The 15,166-nt window shown below is 50.3% G+C and carries 15 protein-coding genes; 5 read left to right on the forward strand and 10 right to left on the reverse strand.

Going from position 1 to position 15,166, the window contains the following annotated elements:
* Window positions 1–203: 203 nt before the first annotated feature.
* Complete coding sequence (locus tag DHAF_RS19540) at window positions 204–776, reverse strand: Uma2 family endonuclease (RefSeq protein ID WP_005811907.1); 573 nt, start codon at window positions 774–776, stop codon at window positions 204–206.
* A gap of 322 nt (window positions 777–1,098) precedes the next feature.
* On the opposite strand from DHAF_RS19540, the gene DHAF_RS19545 reads away from it, so the two are divergent.
* Window positions 1,099–1,344: a helix-turn-helix domain-containing protein gene (locus DHAF_RS19545; protein WP_005811908.1), complete on the forward strand. Its 246-nt coding sequence runs from the start codon at window positions 1,099–1,101 to the stop codon at window positions 1,342–1,344.
* Window positions 1,345–1,591: 247 nt separating this feature from the next.
* On the opposite strand, the gene DHAF_RS19550 is transcribed toward DHAF_RS19545, so the two are convergent.
* Entirely contained in the window at window positions 1,592–4,333 is a 2,742-nt protein-coding gene (locus DHAF_RS19550) for a calcium-transporting P-type ATPase, PMR1-type (RefSeq protein WP_015944874.1), read from the reverse strand.
* 194 nt (window positions 4,334–4,527) lie between these two features.
* On the opposite strand from DHAF_RS19550, the gene DHAF_RS19555 reads away from it, so the two are divergent.
* Together DHAF_RS19555 and DHAF_RS19560 are read left to right on the forward strand one after the other, a co-directional pair.
* Window positions 4,528–6,486 (forward strand): Rqc2 family fibronectin-binding protein, encoded by a 1,959-nt coding sequence (locus DHAF_RS19555; RefSeq protein WP_015944875.1) that lies wholly within the window; start codon window positions 4,528–4,530, stop codon window positions 6,484–6,486.
* A gap of 90 nt (window positions 6,487–6,576) precedes the next feature.
* On the forward strand, window positions 6,577–6,891 hold the full coding sequence (locus tag DHAF_RS19560) for a helix-turn-helix domain-containing protein (protein ID WP_015944876.1): 315 nt from the start codon (window positions 6,577–6,579) through the stop codon (window positions 6,889–6,891).
* Window positions 6,892–7,007: 116 nt separating this feature from the next.
* On the opposite strand, the gene DHAF_RS19565 is transcribed toward DHAF_RS19560, so the two are convergent.
* Window positions 7,008–7,595, reverse strand: coding sequence for an RQC domain-containing protein (locus tag DHAF_RS19565; protein WP_005811916.1), 588 nt, complete (start codon window positions 7,593–7,595; stop codon window positions 7,008–7,010).
* Between the two features lie 135 nt (window positions 7,596–7,730).
* On the opposite strand from DHAF_RS19565, the gene DHAF_RS19570 reads away from it, so the two are divergent.
* Window positions 7,731–9,218, forward strand: a complete 1,488-nt coding sequence (locus DHAF_RS19570) for a tetratricopeptide repeat protein (RefSeq protein WP_011460574.1) — start codon at window positions 7,731–7,733, stop codon at window positions 9,216–9,218.
* Between the two features lie 151 nt (window positions 9,219–9,369).
* On the opposite strand, the gene DHAF_RS19575 is transcribed toward DHAF_RS19570, so the two are convergent.
* The 3 genes from DHAF_RS19575 to DHAF_RS19585 form a co-directional block, all read right to left on the reverse strand.
* Complete coding sequence (locus DHAF_RS19575; protein WP_011460575.1) at window positions 9,370–10,092, reverse strand: RibD family protein; 723 nt, start codon at window positions 10,090–10,092, stop codon at window positions 9,370–9,372.
* 97 nt (window positions 10,093–10,189) lie between these two features.
* Entirely contained in the window at window positions 10,190–11,359 is a 1,170-nt protein-coding gene (locus tag DHAF_RS19580; RefSeq protein ID WP_015944877.1) for an iron-containing alcohol dehydrogenase, read from the reverse strand.
* Window positions 11,352–11,768 carry a cupin domain-containing protein gene (locus tag DHAF_RS19585; protein ID WP_015944878.1) on the reverse strand — a complete coding sequence of 139 codons (417 nt, stop codon included), beginning with the start codon at window positions 11,766–11,768 and terminating at the stop codon, window positions 11,352–11,354. Before DHAF_RS19585 ends, DHAF_RS19580 begins: the two co-directional genes overlap by 8 nt.
* A 128-nt stretch (window positions 11,769–11,896) precedes the next feature.
* Between DHAF_RS19585 and DHAF_RS19590 the strand changes: the two genes are divergently transcribed.
* Entirely contained in the window at window positions 11,897–12,367 is a 471-nt protein-coding gene (locus tag DHAF_RS19590) for a MerR family transcriptional regulator (RefSeq protein ID WP_011460578.1), read from the forward strand.
* 316 nt (window positions 12,368–12,683) lie between these two features.
* Here DHAF_RS19590 and DHAF_RS19595 read toward each other — a convergent pair whose 3' ends face one another.
* The 4 genes from DHAF_RS19595 to DHAF_RS19610 form a co-directional block, all read right to left on the reverse strand.
* Window positions 12,684–13,394 (reverse strand): formate dehydrogenase subunit gamma, encoded by a 711-nt coding sequence (locus DHAF_RS19595; RefSeq protein WP_005811924.1) that lies wholly within the window; start codon window positions 13,392–13,394, stop codon window positions 12,684–12,686.
* Window positions 13,395–13,399: 5 nt separating this feature from the next.
* The gene (locus DHAF_RS19600) at window positions 13,400–14,035 is read right to left on the reverse strand and encodes a cytochrome c3 family protein (RefSeq protein WP_015944880.1); all 636 of its coding nucleotides are present in this window, start codon (window positions 14,033–14,035) and stop codon (window positions 13,400–13,402) included.
* Between the two features lie 372 nt (window positions 14,036–14,407).
* Window positions 14,408–14,647 carry a DUF2922 domain-containing protein gene (locus tag DHAF_RS19605; protein ID WP_015944881.1) on the reverse strand — a complete coding sequence of 80 codons (240 nt, stop codon included), beginning with the start codon at window positions 14,645–14,647 and terminating at the stop codon, window positions 14,408–14,410.
* Between the two features lie 50 nt (window positions 14,648–14,697).
* Window positions 14,698–14,922, reverse strand: coding sequence for a DUF1659 domain-containing protein (locus DHAF_RS19610; RefSeq protein ID WP_005811933.1), 225 nt, complete (start codon window positions 14,920–14,922; stop codon window positions 14,698–14,700).
* Between the last annotated feature and the right edge of the window lie 244 nt (window positions 14,923–15,166).

The following is a 15,166-nucleotide window of genomic DNA, read 5'->3' on the forward strand; positions in this document are numbered from 1 at the left end:
ACAGTACCTATGAGCCTATCAACGCTCATTTTCTCATTTGCTTCACCGCTCTTTTACACTACACCCCCCGCAAAATATTAAGTCCGCAAACCCTTATAATTACAGGGCTTGCGGACCATTTTCTTCTTCTTTGCTTCCGAAAACAAAATCCGGATCCTCCGGCGGTTCCAGCCATCGACTAAGCAAGTCATCCCGCCATTGGTTTAGAGATCGGCAAACACACGTTTAAGCTCTATCGCCAAGTCCGGGAAAATACCGACACCGATAGTATCCTCTTCCGTATAGGTCTCGGGCCTGCCGTATCTGCCGTCCTGCAGCTTGAAAACACTGACCACTTTCTGTTCAGGCTCCACAATCCAATATTCGCGGACGCCGGCCTTTTCGTATGCGTTAAATTTTGAAACTTTGTCAAATTTCCCGGTGGAGATGGACGATACTTCAATCACAAGCTCCGGCACCCCGAAATAGCCCGTCCCTTTGAGTCCGGTTTTATCGCAGATTACGGTCAGGTCGGGCTGAAAGACATAGGTTGCGTCTTCATCTGCTTCTGCAGCCAGGGGCAGCCGCAGATCGAATGGTGCGCCAAAGATATGGCAGGGTTTATCTGCCAAATAATTACTGAACTGCCTGAACAGTTCCCCGGAAATCGCCTGATGCTGCCAAGTGGGTGCGGACTGCAGAAGAGGAGTGCCGTCAATAATCTCCCAGCGTTCCTCTCCGGGCCAGGTAAGATAGTCGGCATACGTATGCTTTTTATTCGCCTTTGGTATGGACATAAAACCAGCCCCCCCCTGAAAACTTGTTCTTGATCATTATTATATACTTTATTTTATTTAATTTAAACAGAACCGTGCAGGAGCACTTGCCGCTTTTTTTCAGTCATGAATCCAAGCGCGCTTAACCTACCCTATCAGTCAGTTAAATGGTATTTTCGGCAAGCTCAATGACGCGCACATCCAGTTCTTTTGCGGTTGCCATTCGGATCATTTGTGCCGTATTGCTTTTCGGATTGCCCTCAGAAACGGCTATGACTCTCTATATTATAAGCAGTTCGCCTCTTTTCTTCAAGTCTGTAAACTTATACCAAGAGGTGATGATATGTCCAAATCATGGGATATTAATGATAAACGCTTTATCCAAATCGGCTTAAGAATCGCGTATTATCGAAAACTGAATGAAATGACCCAGGATCAGCTTGCGGAACGGATCGGAATTACGTCGAAATATTTATCACAGGTGGAAACCCCATCCTGCGTACAGCCGATTTCTTTGAAAACGCTGTTTGCCATAGCGGATTTATTCCACGTTCCGCCTCACAAGTTCCTGGAATTTGATAAGGACTAACCAGAAGAACAGTTCAATTACCATCTCTTTTTATAAAAAAACCATGATCATCCCTATTATTGAAGTATGGCCGACAGCTTACCGACATGTTCTATCTGAAAAAAGTATGTACTGAAGTTGTTGAAAAAAAATAATAAACGGTGCTCAAAACTGGTCAAGCCAATGTTTTTGAGCACCGTTTGTTCTGTTATCATGTTAGTTTTTTTGTCAGATGCTTAAAGGGATGAACTTCTCAAAAAACTATTGCCTATTTTCCACCCACCATGATTTCTTTGCCCCGCCAGGTATTGCGGACTAAACGGTATAAGCCAATCAAAATGGAAGGACCGCCGGCTACCGCTAAGATCAATGCCCATTGCCAGCCCATTAAAGGTGTGGTTTTAAAAATGGCCTGGAGAGGCGGGAGGTAAATGACACTGAGCTGCATCAGGGTGGAGCCGATCACTGCCGCTACCAGATAAGGATTAGAGAAGATTCCCACCTCAAAAATGCCCCGGGTTTCCGATTTGCAGTCAAAGACATGGAAGAGCTGGGAGAATACCAAGGTGGTAAAGGCCATGGTCCGGGCCGCCAGCATATTCACTCCCAAGAACATGGCAGTCACAAATACCAGCAGGGAGCCTAAGCCAATGATCAGACCGCGGACCATGATCTTCCGTGCCAACCCCCGGGCAAAGATACTCTCCCCGGGTTCCCGCGGCTTGCGGTTCATAATATCTTTATCCATGCCGTCCACACCCAAAGCCATGGCCGGCAAACCATCGGTCACCAGGTTAACCCAGAGAATCTGGATAGCCAGCAAGGGCAAGGGCAACCCTACCAAAGCGGCCAGGAACATGACCAGAACTTCACCGATATTGCAGGAGAGCAGGTAACGGATAAACTTGCGGATATTATCGTAGATGGCCCGGCCCTCTTCCACGGCGGCCACAATAGTGGCGAAATTATCGTCGGCCAGGACCATGGCCGAGGCTTCTTTGGTGACGTCGGTCCCCGTCTTGCCCATGGAGATCCCGATATCCGCCTCTTTGACGGCGGGGGCATCATTGACTCCGTCCCCCGTCATGGCCACCACTTGATCGTTCTTCTTGAGGGCGCGGACGATCCTGAGCTTATCCTTGGGGGTGACCCGGGCGTAGACGGAGATATTCATGACTTCCTTTTCCAGCGCTTCATCGGACATCCGGTCCAGATCGGAGCCGGTCAGTATGCCGTCGCCATTGCCTTTGAGAATTCCCAGTTCCCGGGCCACAGCCTCTGCTGTGAGACGGTGATCCCCTGTGATCATCACCGGCTTGATGCCGGCTCTTCGGCACACTTTGATCGCTTTGGCCGCGCTGGCCCGGGGCGGGTCAATCATCCCCATAAGCCCTACGAAAGTCAAATCTTCCTCTACCCGTTCGTCAATCCGCTCGTTTTCCTGCAAGGGTTTCTCGGCTAAGGCCAGAACCCTTAAAGCTTTTTTAGCCATCTCATCATTGGCCCTCAGAATAGCCCTTCTTCTCAGCTCGTTCAATTCCACAATGCCTTCGGAAGTCAGCTCATGGCGGCAGCGCCTAAGGATCTCATCAGGAGCTCCCTTGACATAGGCCTTCTTTTCCCGTTTGCCTTTATAGATCACGCTCATGCGCTTGCGATCCGAGTCAAAGGGAATTTCCCCAACCCGCTCTTCCTTGCGCTCCAGGGTTTCCCGCCAGATTCCCGCCTTGGCGGCGGCAACCAGCAGAGCGCCCTCCGTAGGGTCTCCCTCGATTCCCCAGGGAGAATCCTTGCCCGCGGCCCGGAACATTCCCGCCACCTGCACCCCCTTGCGGGTCAGGGAGGAATTATTGCACAGGGAAGCAATTTTCAAAGCTGACTGTAAGGGGCCTTTTTCCTTGGTGGGATCCGCCCCATGGAAGTCCCCTTTAGGATCATAGCCCTGTCCGGTTACGGCAACCATTGTGCGATCCGTATAGATTTGCCGTACGGTCATTTCATTTTGAGTGAGGGTCCCGGTTTTATCGGAACAGATGACTGTGGCACAACCCAGGGTCTCCACAGCAGGGAGCTTGCGGATGATGGCTTTGCGCTTCACCATTCTTTGCACCCCGATGGCCAGGGCTACGGTAACGATAGCCGGCAACCCTTCCGGAATGGCCGCCACAGCCAGGGAGACCCCGGCCAGGAACATCTTATAGAAGCCTTCCCCCCGCAGAACCCCGGTCAGGACTACAATACCGCAGACGATAATACTGATAATGACCAAATATTTGCCCAGTTGGGCCAGGCGCTTTTGCAGAGGGGTCTCTTCCTCCTCCACACTCTGGATCATGCCGGCAATAACGCCCATTTCCGTCTCCATTCCCGTGGCCACCACGACCCCGGCCCCGCGGCCGCCGACTAAGGAGGTACCCATATACCCCATATTCACCCGATCAGCCATGGGGGTCAGCTCATCGGTCAAAGGAGCCAACCGCTTGGCCACCGGGTGGGATTCACCGGTCAAAGCGGATTCCTCCACTTCCACATTCACGGCCTGAATCCAGCGGATGTCGGCAGGAATCCGATCCCCGGCCTCCAGGAGAACGATATCTCCCGGAACAAGGTCCGCTGCGGGAATCCTGCTTTCCAGGCCATCCCGCAAGACCCGGGCTTCCGGGGCCGTTAAGGATTTTAAGGATTCAATAGAGCGCTCCGCCCGGAATTCCTGGATAAAGCCCAGGACTGCATTCAGAACCAGGATGGCCATAATCGTTACGGCATCGGCGATTTCCCCTAAGAGTGCGGAAACGATGGTCGCAGCCAAAAGAACCAAGACCATAAAATCCTTGAATTGTCCGAGAAAGAGAAAGACCGGATGAACCCCTTTTTTGGTCTCCAGAATGTTTCTCCCCACTTCGCCCAGCCGCCGGTTAACCTCCTTCAGGTTTAACCCTTTGCCAGGATGCACCTCCAAAGCCTTAACCACATCCAGCCAGGGCAAAACATGCCATGCTTGCTGCCTCATTTCTCGATCGTCCTCCTTTGGACTGTTGTCCAACCTTTTTGTACATGCTTATTCAGGAGGAGCAGGAAAAATACCCAAGATTTGTGTTATACTATGGACAATCCGCATTTTGTTGCCCAGAAGCTTAGGGGGCGCCGGGCATGGCTCCCTTAGCGGCTTGAGTGAAACCTTCCAACTCAGAGAGGAGATTATATATGGCCTTAGACGGCATTACCCTGCATCATTTGGTTCAGGAATTAGCCCCCCAACTGGCGGGGGCCCGCATTGATAAAATCACCCAGCCGGAGAAAGAAGAAATCCATCTCCAGCTGCGCAGCCAGGGCCAGTCTTACCGGCTCCTGCTCAATATCTCAGCCACAGCGGCACGGCTGCATCTTTCCCAAACAAGCAAGAAAAACCCCGCTTCCCCTCCCATGTTCTGCATGATCCTGCGCAAACACATCGAGGGGGGCAAGATCCTGGCCCTGGAGCAGTTAGGATTGGAACGGATCGTACTTCTCACCGTGCAAAACTATAACGAGTATGGGGATTTGGCTACCCTTCATCTTTATCTGGAAATCATGGGCAAGCACAGCAATCTTATTTTAGTGGATCCTCAAAGCGGCTTGATCCTGGATGGACTGAAGCGCTACTCCCATGCTTTAAGCCGTCATCGTGAGGTGCTGCCCGGACGCCTCTATCTCGCCCCTCCTTCCCAAGGAAAAGCCGATCCTCTGGCAAGTGAGGAAGAATGGCGCACCATCCTCTTCCGGGATGGACTCAGCGAAAAAGTTGTGGACTTGCTGGTCAGGCACTACGCGGGAATCAGCCCGGAACTGGCCCGGGAAATCATGACCCGGTCCGGATTGGCGCAGACGATCACCCTTGATCAGTGCGGAGATATTGACCTCTCCCGGATTTTCCAGGCCTACACCCTTTTAGCCAATCCAGCTCATACTCCTCCTTTGGAGCCCACCCTCTATTATCAGGGAGCTGTTAAACTCACCCGCCCCAACCCTCTTCCTACTGCCTTTACCCTTCTGCCCTTCCAACAGTACCAGGGCCTTCCTGCCCAGAGCTTCCCCACTCTGGCTGAAGCCGTGGCGAGTTTTTATCAGAGCAAAGCCTCCAGCAACACCCTGGAGGCCAAACGGGGTTCCCTGCGCAAAATTATTCAGGAGCAGCTCCAGCATCTGCACAAGAAAAAAGGCATCTATGAGGATACCCTGGCCACGGCCGCCAAAGGATTGAACTACCAGCGCTGGGGAGAACTGCTTACAGCCAACATCTACCGGCTTGAACTGGGGATGAAGGAGATTGCGGCGGAGGATTATAATGAAGAATCTTTGCCCCAAGTAAATATTCCCCTGGACCCTCAGCTGACGGGGATTGAAAATTCCCAACGCTATTACCGGCTTTACAATAAGGCCAAAGCCACTATTCAAAAAACAACGCCCCTTAAAGACGCTGTGGAGGAGGAAATCGCTTATCTTAATTCCGTTCTTTTAAGCCTGGAGCAAGCCACTGTACCCTCTGAGCTGGATGAGGTTCATAAGGAACTGATTGAGGAAAACTATTTGTCCGGCAAACACCATGGCAAGCACCATGGCAAGCCTTTGGCAGGGGAAGGAAAAAATCCGGGGCAAAACAAACAGAAGGGCAAACCTCATAAAAACAGCAAGCAGGGACAGGGCGGCAAGGGTGCCAAGGATGCCAAAGGAGCTAAGCAGGGGGCTAAACAAGGTTCTAAACAGGGCTCTAAAGCCGATTCTCCCCAACCCAAAATCTACTTTTCCAGTCAAAACCGCCCCATTCTGGTGGGCAAAAACAATCGTCAGAATGATTGGCTGACCCTCAAAAAAGGCCGTCCCCAGGACCTCTGGCTCCACACCAAGAATATCCCCGGCTCCCATGTGCTGATTCCCCTGGAAGAGGGTGAAGAGTTCCCCGATGACGCCACTTTGGAAGAGGCGGCTGCCCTGGCTATCCATTTCAGTCAGGCCAAGGGCTCCACTTTGGTTCCGGTGGATTATACTCATGTGAAGAATATTAAAAAGCCTAATGCCGCCAAGCCCGGCATGGTCATCTATGAGAAGAACTGGACCCTCTATCTGACTCCCCAAGAGGAGATTGTGGAACGTCTGCTGGCCAGTGAGGGGGAGGAAATGCCTTGACGGCCATTCATGGCCTACTATAAAAGATAACGCCGGAGCAGAGTTCCGGCGTCATTTTGCTTTGCTTGCCGCATGAAGGGTGGTAAATGTATGGACATACAAGAACGCATCAAGCAATTGATGGATACAAAGGGCTGGTCGGAATATAAGCTGGCCAAAGAAGCCAACCTACCACAATCCACAATCTCTCATTTATTCAAAAGAAATAACGCTCCGACATACCCCACAATAGAGGCAATATGCCGGGCGTTTGGCATTACAATGGCACAGTTCTTTGCTGATGAAGGCGAGGCCGTGGTGCTCACGTTAGACCAGAAAGAGCTCCTGCTGTTATGGGGGACGCTTACCCAGGAACAGCGTCAAATTGTGATAAGCACCATGAAACATTTCAACAATAATGACTAAGAACGCGAAAGCCTGCAGAATCCAAAAGTATGGAGCCTGCAGGCTTTCATTTCTCATCATTTCCATCGTCTATACACCGCTTGATATCTCATTCTCGGCTGCAATCACCACATCCTTTAGCGTAGTGTTCCTTCTTTCAGCAAGTAATCAATGACCTTTTGAATTTCAGTCTGCACCTTTTTGTATTCAATCTCCTTCCAGGCTTTAAGGAGCGGTATAAATCGTGCATTGCCCGTTCGTCTGATTTTTTCAAGCAACAGCAGGATCATTCCTCTGTTTCTATCCTTCAAGTCCTGAACAAAACTATAATCTTTTCCTTCCAGCAGCTGGATAAGTTGTTGCAGCAATTCCTCGGCATAGGTTTCCCGTTCTATTTCCCAGCCTTTTTCGGAGAAGACAAGTACGGGAAGCCTATCCCTGTATTCGATTTTCAGGTAATCTTTCTTGATCAGCCAATCAATACGGTTTGTTATTTCCGACAAGGTTAGCTCCTGATAGTATCCGTAGGCAGGACATTGGTCCAGTCCATGCTCCCGTACCTTTTTATCTTTGGAGCCTTTGAGAATTTTGGCCAACATGCTTCTGCCTCCTATAGCAACGAGTTCATCAGCTGCACGGAGTATTGATCTGATTTCTTCATCAGTTAAATAGCTTACATCACCGCTGTTCAGCTCATATCTTACTCTTGGTTTTTTACTGCTCATCGCTGCACCCACCTCACCTCTAAAAGTATCGCAAAAAACGGAAGAACTTGAAGTACTGTGTTAATAGTTTAACATTCTGAGTTAAAACATTGCTATAATAAAATCAAAAGGCTATCAACATAAGGAGCTGATGCTTTGAGCTATTCCATCATCACCGAATATTCCAACCAACTGCATCAACTGCTGGTTTCCGTTTCCCAGCATTTATATTTTGACAAAGACGGTTATGTAACATACCAGAAAAAACCCTTGGGGGTGAATATTAAAAGCTGCCATAAATCACGAAAGGAGCACCTGGTCTATTATGTTTTACGGGATCACTTCAGCGGTACTTTCACCTTCCAAATTGCCACTACGAAAAGACTGATTCCTCTTGCCGATTTCCTGCACTACGCCTGGAGTGAACCTAAGGGAGAGGAAAAGTTCATCTGGGGTATGCCGGACTCTCTCTTTATCCCCCAAATGATTGCCAGCGAGGAGCTTTTATCGGGTTTAGAGGCCTTGAATGTCAGGCCCTTGCACCCTCCCAGCGGATTTGCTTCAGGAGTCAGAGTCATCAGGGATATTGAAAACGACTTGTGTTTCTTTATGAGAGAAACAGTTGATTACAGCCTGGAAGGCCTCAACAAACTACGCTTCAGAGTATATCAATATCTCATCAATTCTTCTCACCGGGACAATAAATTCTCCAACTGGAAGGCAGGTTTGACTTACCAAAGTCATCCAAGAATTACTCCTGTTTATTCTGATTTTGTTAACTTCTTCCCCGCCGATGATCCCAAAGCCCCCTCTCCTATCCCGCTAAATCAGGTTCCAAAAGACAAGCAGCTGGAAAAGCGAACTCGGAAAAGCAAAAAAGCAACTCCCGATTATCCCCCCTTCTCTGAGGAAAAACTCAGTCACGCCCAAGAATTAATTTATGATGCCTGGGAAGAGCCGAACAGACAAAAATGCCTTGCCCTGGCTCGCAAGGCACTGCGCATCTCACCCTATTGCGCCGATGCTTATACTCTGCTGGCTGAAAAATGCGAATTACTTAAGGAGCGCCAGGAATTATACACAAAGGGAGTAGAAGCTGGCCGCATGGCCTTGGGAGATTCTTTTTTTCAAGAAGAGTCAGGCCATTTCTGGGGATATCTTAAGGCCCGACCTTATATGAGAGCTTTAGCCGGATTGTCTGAATGTCTCTGGAAAAACGGACTCCGGCAGGAAGCCATTGAGAGCTATAAAGAACTGCTTCGTTTAAACCCTAACGATAATCAGGGAATTCGCTATATCCTGATCAACTGCCTGCTCGCTGAGGGGCTGGACGGGGAAGCGGAAAAACTCCTGTCAACATATCCTGAGTCATCTTGCTTTATGTTATACAGCAAAGCCCTCTTGTCCTTCCGTAGGTTAAAGCATCGCAAAGCTGAGGCATCACTAAAAGAAGCTCTTCTCTCTAATCCTCATGTGCCTCCATACCTGTTAGGCTCAAAGCATCTGCCCTGGCCTCTGCCTGCCTACTATTCCCCTGGGAGTATAGAGGAAGCCGTTATTTACGCGGCAGATGCCTGTACAGTGTGGAAAAACACCCCTAACGCGTTGACTTGGCTGACCGAAAAATTAAAAAGTATCACATAAAGCAAAAGAGCCACCTGCAATAACAGTTGACATGCCAACTCAAAAACTGCGAGTATGCCGACTTTCATCACCTAATTAATCACCATGCGTGGCACATCACAAAAGCCTGCAGAATCCAAAACATGGAGCCTGCAGGCTTTTTCCATTCATTTTACTTGTTCACAGTGTAGCGCAGCCACACACTTCCCCCTTCTTTGACTTCGGCACTTTTTAAGGTGAAACCGACAGGGCTCTCAGCAGCCAGGCCGCTTCGTGCTTCGAATAAGGTAGGAGTTTCCGAGGAACCATCGGCGGCGGCGGCAATCAGAACACTCAGCTCGTCGCACATGCCGGCCTGAATAAACGACCAGTTCAAAACGCCCCCACCGCCCAGCATCAAGCTCTGGATACCAAAGAGGCTTTTGAGCTTCGCCATGGCCAGGGCATAATCCAAAGCGTCTTTGCCGGCGATGATATAGGAGATGCCCAGCTTGAGCAGAAAGGCTTTATAGGCATTACCGGCCTTTTCGGTCAACACTTCAAGAACATGAGCAGTCGTATCCTCATAGGTAAGCTGGCTGTTTTCCCAGCCCAGCTTGCCGGAAGGATCCACCGATACATAATACATGGGAGCATTGGGCAAAGCCACAAAGTCTCCCTCGGGGACCGGAGGAGCTTCCTCATCCAGAACAGGTGGTTTGTAGAAGGTAAAGTTATCATCTGTGGTCATACGGCCGGACAGCCAGCCTTGATGCTGGTAGTGGGGATTGCTGCCGAAAGCAATGTTGTAAAACGCTTTACCGGCGGCCTCTCCTTCGGGGGTATCCATATATGACCCCATAATTTTACCGTCAAGAGAAGTCATCATATGGCAGAAAATATAAGGTCTGCTCATCAGCTTGCTTTTCTCCCTCCCTTTTCATAAAAATGACGTTGTCTAAAGGCCGGTACTCCTAGCAATGATCATGATATGGTTTCAACCGCCGGCCCTGTCAGCGATATGATTTTCTGTAAACTTCCACGCAGTCCTCATGAGTCATTGCATAGGGATTCGCTGCGAACAGACCGCCCATGGTCTCACGGGCATTGGCTGCCAGCTTGTCGAACTCATCGGGAGTCATACCGTAATCGCTCATTTTCAGGTCGGCCACACCGCAGTTTTCCTGAAGCTTAACCAGCATGGTGATAAAGTCTTCCGGCCTGGCAGCATCCTTCATGCCCAAAGCCTGGGCCATACGGACAAAGCGCTGATCACAAGCGTGCTTTTCGATAAAGAATTCGTAAAAGGCCCGGGAAATCATAATCAGTCCCGCACCGTGAGGAAGCTCAGGGTGATAGGCGGACATGGCGTGCTCCAAGGAGTGTTCCGCCGTTGTCACACTGACAGTCATCACCACACCGGAGAGGGTGTTGGCAAAGGCCATCCCTTCCCGGGCTTCCATATCCCTGCCATCCCGGCAGGCACGGACCAGATAGTTCCCCACATTCTCAATCGCCGTCAGGGCATACATATCGCTCATAGGGCTGGCAAATTTGGAAATATAGCCCTCGGTGGCGTGGAACAGGGCATCAAATCCTTGGTAGGCGGTAAACTTGGGAGGCACGGACACCATGAGCTCAGGGTCAATGATCGACACTACCGGGAAACTGGCATCATAGCCGCCGACACCGATCTTTTCATTGGTTTCCTCGTTAGTCACAACGCCCCATTGGTCCGCCTCGCTGCCGGTTCCGGCCGTGGTCGTAATGCAGACCAGGGGCAGGGGCTCATGGCGGAGGGCCTGCCCCTTGCCTGTTTTGCCCCCCACATAATCCCACAGGTCGCCGTCGTTGGTGGCCATCATGGCTATGGCTTTGGCCGCATCCATGACACTGCCGCCACCTAAAGCCACGATAAAATCACAGCCGTGGTCACGGGCAGATTTTGCCCCCTCCATTACGGCGGTCTTGGTGGGGTTGGCCCCTATTTTGTCGAACACAACCATTGCCACCCCGGCAAGACGAAGCTGCTCCTGTGTGCGGTCCAGGGCGCCGTTTTCCCGGACAGACTTGCCGTTGGAGATAGTAATCAGCGCTTTTTTACCGGGCATTTTTTGCTGATGCAGCTCCCTCAGGCGGCCGCTGCCAAAGACAAAACGGGTAGGTACATACATATTAAACATGATTATTTCCTCCTGTTGCTTGTTGATATTCTTCATCCGTCACGGGCAAAAGCCAGGTTGCTCCGCCCTTCCGGGTATTGGGGCTGATGCCGATATGGGTGAATGAGCTGTCGGGTGCGGCCCCATGCCAATGCTCCACCTGGGGCGGAATTTCCACCACATCGCCCCGTTGCAGCCGCCGGGCCGGCTGATCTTTTTCCTGATAATAGCCGATGCCGTCGGTGCAAAGCAGGATCTGCCCACCGGGATGGCTGTGCCAGTCATTCCGGCAGCCGGGCTCAAATATTACGTCATACACCTGGCAGTTATAAGTGCCGCTTCCATCAGGCACGAGCATGTTGACAAAGGCTGCGCCGGTGAAATTGGCGACAGCCTGACTGCCCTTTGGGAAAACTTCCTTGTTTGGCATACGAATTCTCCTTCTTTCCTGTTCCATGAAGCTTGACAGAAATCAACAGATTCTATACTGTCTATGATAGAACCTAAAGTCAGGTTTAGATCAAGTAAGATTTTAAAAAAAATTCGGGAGGTTCGATCATGCAGCAGTATTCCATCGGGGAAGTGGCGAACATTGCCGGTATCGCCATCTCCACCCTGCGTTATTATGACCGTGAAGGCTTATTCCCAAATTTGGACCGCAGCGAGGGCGGGACCCGGAAATTCACCGATACGGAGATCGAAACCCTTGGCATCATTGAGTGTTTAAAAACTTCCGGATTATCGATTAAGGAAATCAAGCTGTTTCTGGATTGGTGCCAGGAGGGCAACAGCTCTCTGCAAAAAAGAAGAAATCTATTTTATGAGCGTCTTGAGGTCGTAACCAAGCAAATGGAGGAGCTGCAAAAAACGCTGAACACCCTCCGCTTCAAATGCTGGTATTATGACACGGCCCTGGCCGCCGGAACCGAGGAGGTGCCGAAAAATTTGCCGCCGGAGGAAATCCCGGAGGATATCCTGGCCTATCAGCGTTCCGGCTGCCTGAACAACAGCGGTCATAAGCACCTTTAGGACCTGCATTTTATGGCCTTTCATGCTAAAGCCTGCTCATCTTTAATCCTAAGAAAGAGAAGAAAGAGCAAGCCCTTGATGATGCCCACCTTCCTGGATAGTGGGGAGACATCATGAGGAACTTGCTCATTTAACTTAACTTTGCTCATTCAACTTAACTTTTTTCTCTTCCCAGCCCTCATTCTTCCCAGCCGGCTTCCCTAAACAGCGGAATGAAACCCCCAGTTAAGAAGCACGACCAGGGCCGCAGCATAGACAATCATCTCGATAACAATTAAGGTGATGCTGTTTTTAAATCTGGATTCGGACATCAGGTTCACTCCTTAGTTTTATCCTTGCTAAGTACATTGGGCTCCCTCTCGATTCTTTCCAGCTCAATGGGATGGTCTTCTTCCATTTCCTCACGGGTCAATGTTCCCACATACCAGGCTTTGCTCATAGGAAAGTATCTGTTGTTGAAATGGACATTGTAGAAATGCCAGATAAAAATCGCGCTGATCGCTAGAATAGCTTCATCTGTATGAGCATAGCGGGATGAATCGATCACCCAGCGGGGTAAGAACAGGGTGAAGAACTGAGGATACCACATCATCAGGCCCGAACCGGCCATGATAACCATTCCCCAGAACACTGCCCAATAGTCGAATTTTTCCTTATAAGAATAACGGTCAAATCGCGCCGGTTCCTTTTTGAAGCCGAAGAAATAACCAAGATTCTGGATCAGATCCTTAAAATCTTTGAAGGTGGGGACAATGGCCCAGGATTTCTTTTTGCCTCCCAGGGGGACCACTACCAGATAAATCAGATGGTAAACACTGGCGAAGATCATGAGCACCCCTCCCAGCAGGTGCACGTAAAAGAGATTATCAAAACCGCCAAACAAAGAGACAACGCCCTGGGATAGTCTGCTTTGTTCAAATTTTATCGGCAGCCCTGTTATGGTCAGGACAAAAAAACTGATAAACATGCCCATATGCTGAATACGCTGATGGATATCAAAACGCTGATAAACCTGCTCCTTACCCATTCCGATCAACTCCTCCTGCGCTTTTGCAGTATGGTTCGCAACTCACGGTACAACTGCAATTCAATATGAATCACCAATAAGGTCATGGCAATCATGGTCAGCCAAACAAAGAACTTGGCCGTATAATACATGGGTTTTCCCGGACCCATGGCCGACAGCTCGAAATGCTCCGTCCCTTGGGCAAAACCCGGAGAAGGATTATCATGGCATTTTGCACAGGTCTGGGGAACATTCTCCTTAGCCACTTGAGAATTAGGGTTATTATGGCTTAATACTTCATGGGCACTGTGGCAGTCCACACAGCTGGCGGAGCGCTGGCTGCCCAGGAATACGGCTTTGCCATGAAAACTATGCTGATAACTATCCTCTACCCGCCCGGTATGGCAGGTGGTGCACATGGCAACGCTTTTCTTCTTATCTACCTTCGCGCTTTCCGGGTGAGGGTAGGTCGTCACATCACTGTGACAGCTTGTACAGCTCAGGGAGCTGTGAACAGAGCTTTTAAACTCATTGGCTACATCGGCATGGCATTGATTGCAGTTGAGTTGAGCAAGGACCTCCGCCCCATTGGCAAACAACCAAAAACTAAAGAAAAATGTAAAAATAATTCCCTTAAACGCCCAGCGCTTTTTCTTGTTCATCGTCCCTACCTCGTCTTCCGGATTCTGATTCCATGGGCAGCCCCTTGGCTGTCTATGCCCACAGCATCGTTAGTTTACCTTGAATTCCCGATGAATATGCACGGACAGCTATTTAAGCTGTTTAGGGCGCCAAGCCATCTTCTTCGACTCTTTGCCCCGCTAAACGAGGCGGCGGGACTGCCTGCCGTGCACGAAAAGCCGCCCCTAAGGACGGCCTCTGGTCATGGTTTAAATTCCTGGGGAAGGCATCTCAGACCCGTGGCCAAGGACAGGTCAAGACTGCCGGCAACAGATTTTACCGGCAGTCCGACAGATAGGACCATGGATGAGAACTGCCCCGCAGATAGGGACTGCTCCGCTAAGCAGGATCCCTTACACCTGAGGCGGGTCATAAAGGTCATTGGTTTGGGTATCAACGACCTTGATATCCCTGATCCCCAGCAGAGAACCGCCGGCAGTTAAAAACAGATCACTTTCAATCAGGGAATTCATAACAGCCACCGCTTCGGCCTGCTGCAAATCATCTTTGGGATTAGGGATGGTTATGGAAAACGTCTTTCCTCCCGTAGTGGTAAAGGTTAATCTCACCACCTTAGTGGTTGTGATCGCCATGGTCTCACCTCCTCCCCACCTGGATTTTTCCCGTACTCTTTAAGCTTTTCTTACTCCTCAAGGAGCTCGAAGGTTTTCCGGTTCAGGACATCCAGCACCGAGTACTGGGATAAACTGAACAAGGCGTGGGCCGCATTATAAATCGCCTGTTCATCAGCGTCGAACCGCAAACCGTTCAGGCTCTTCTGCCTGGTTACCGGGGCTCCCAAGGGGGTGAGCCCGGCTTGGTATACGATGACCAGGGCTGAGCTCAAAGGGGTGGATGTTACCGCCATGCTATACCGCCTCCTTTCCGGGGGATTGGCAGGGTTTAGACCGCCTCTACAATGTATGGGCCTGCTTTAGCCGAGGTTACCCGGAGCGGCAAATTTTTTCTGAGGGGCGGGAGACTGACGGGCTTAGCCTTGTGGCAAAGATAGGCGCGATAAAGAAAACCCGGCTTCGCCGTGCCTTAAACGCATACTTACGAAGGAGGCGAAGTCGCTGGTTGCCCTTATGCTTAGAAAGTATAGTGCGCAA

Source organism: Desulfitobacterium hafniense DCB-2 (genome assembly GCF_000021925.1).
GTDB lineage: Bacteria > Bacillota > Desulfitobacteriia > Desulfitobacteriales > Desulfitobacteriaceae > Desulfitobacterium > Desulfitobacterium hafniense.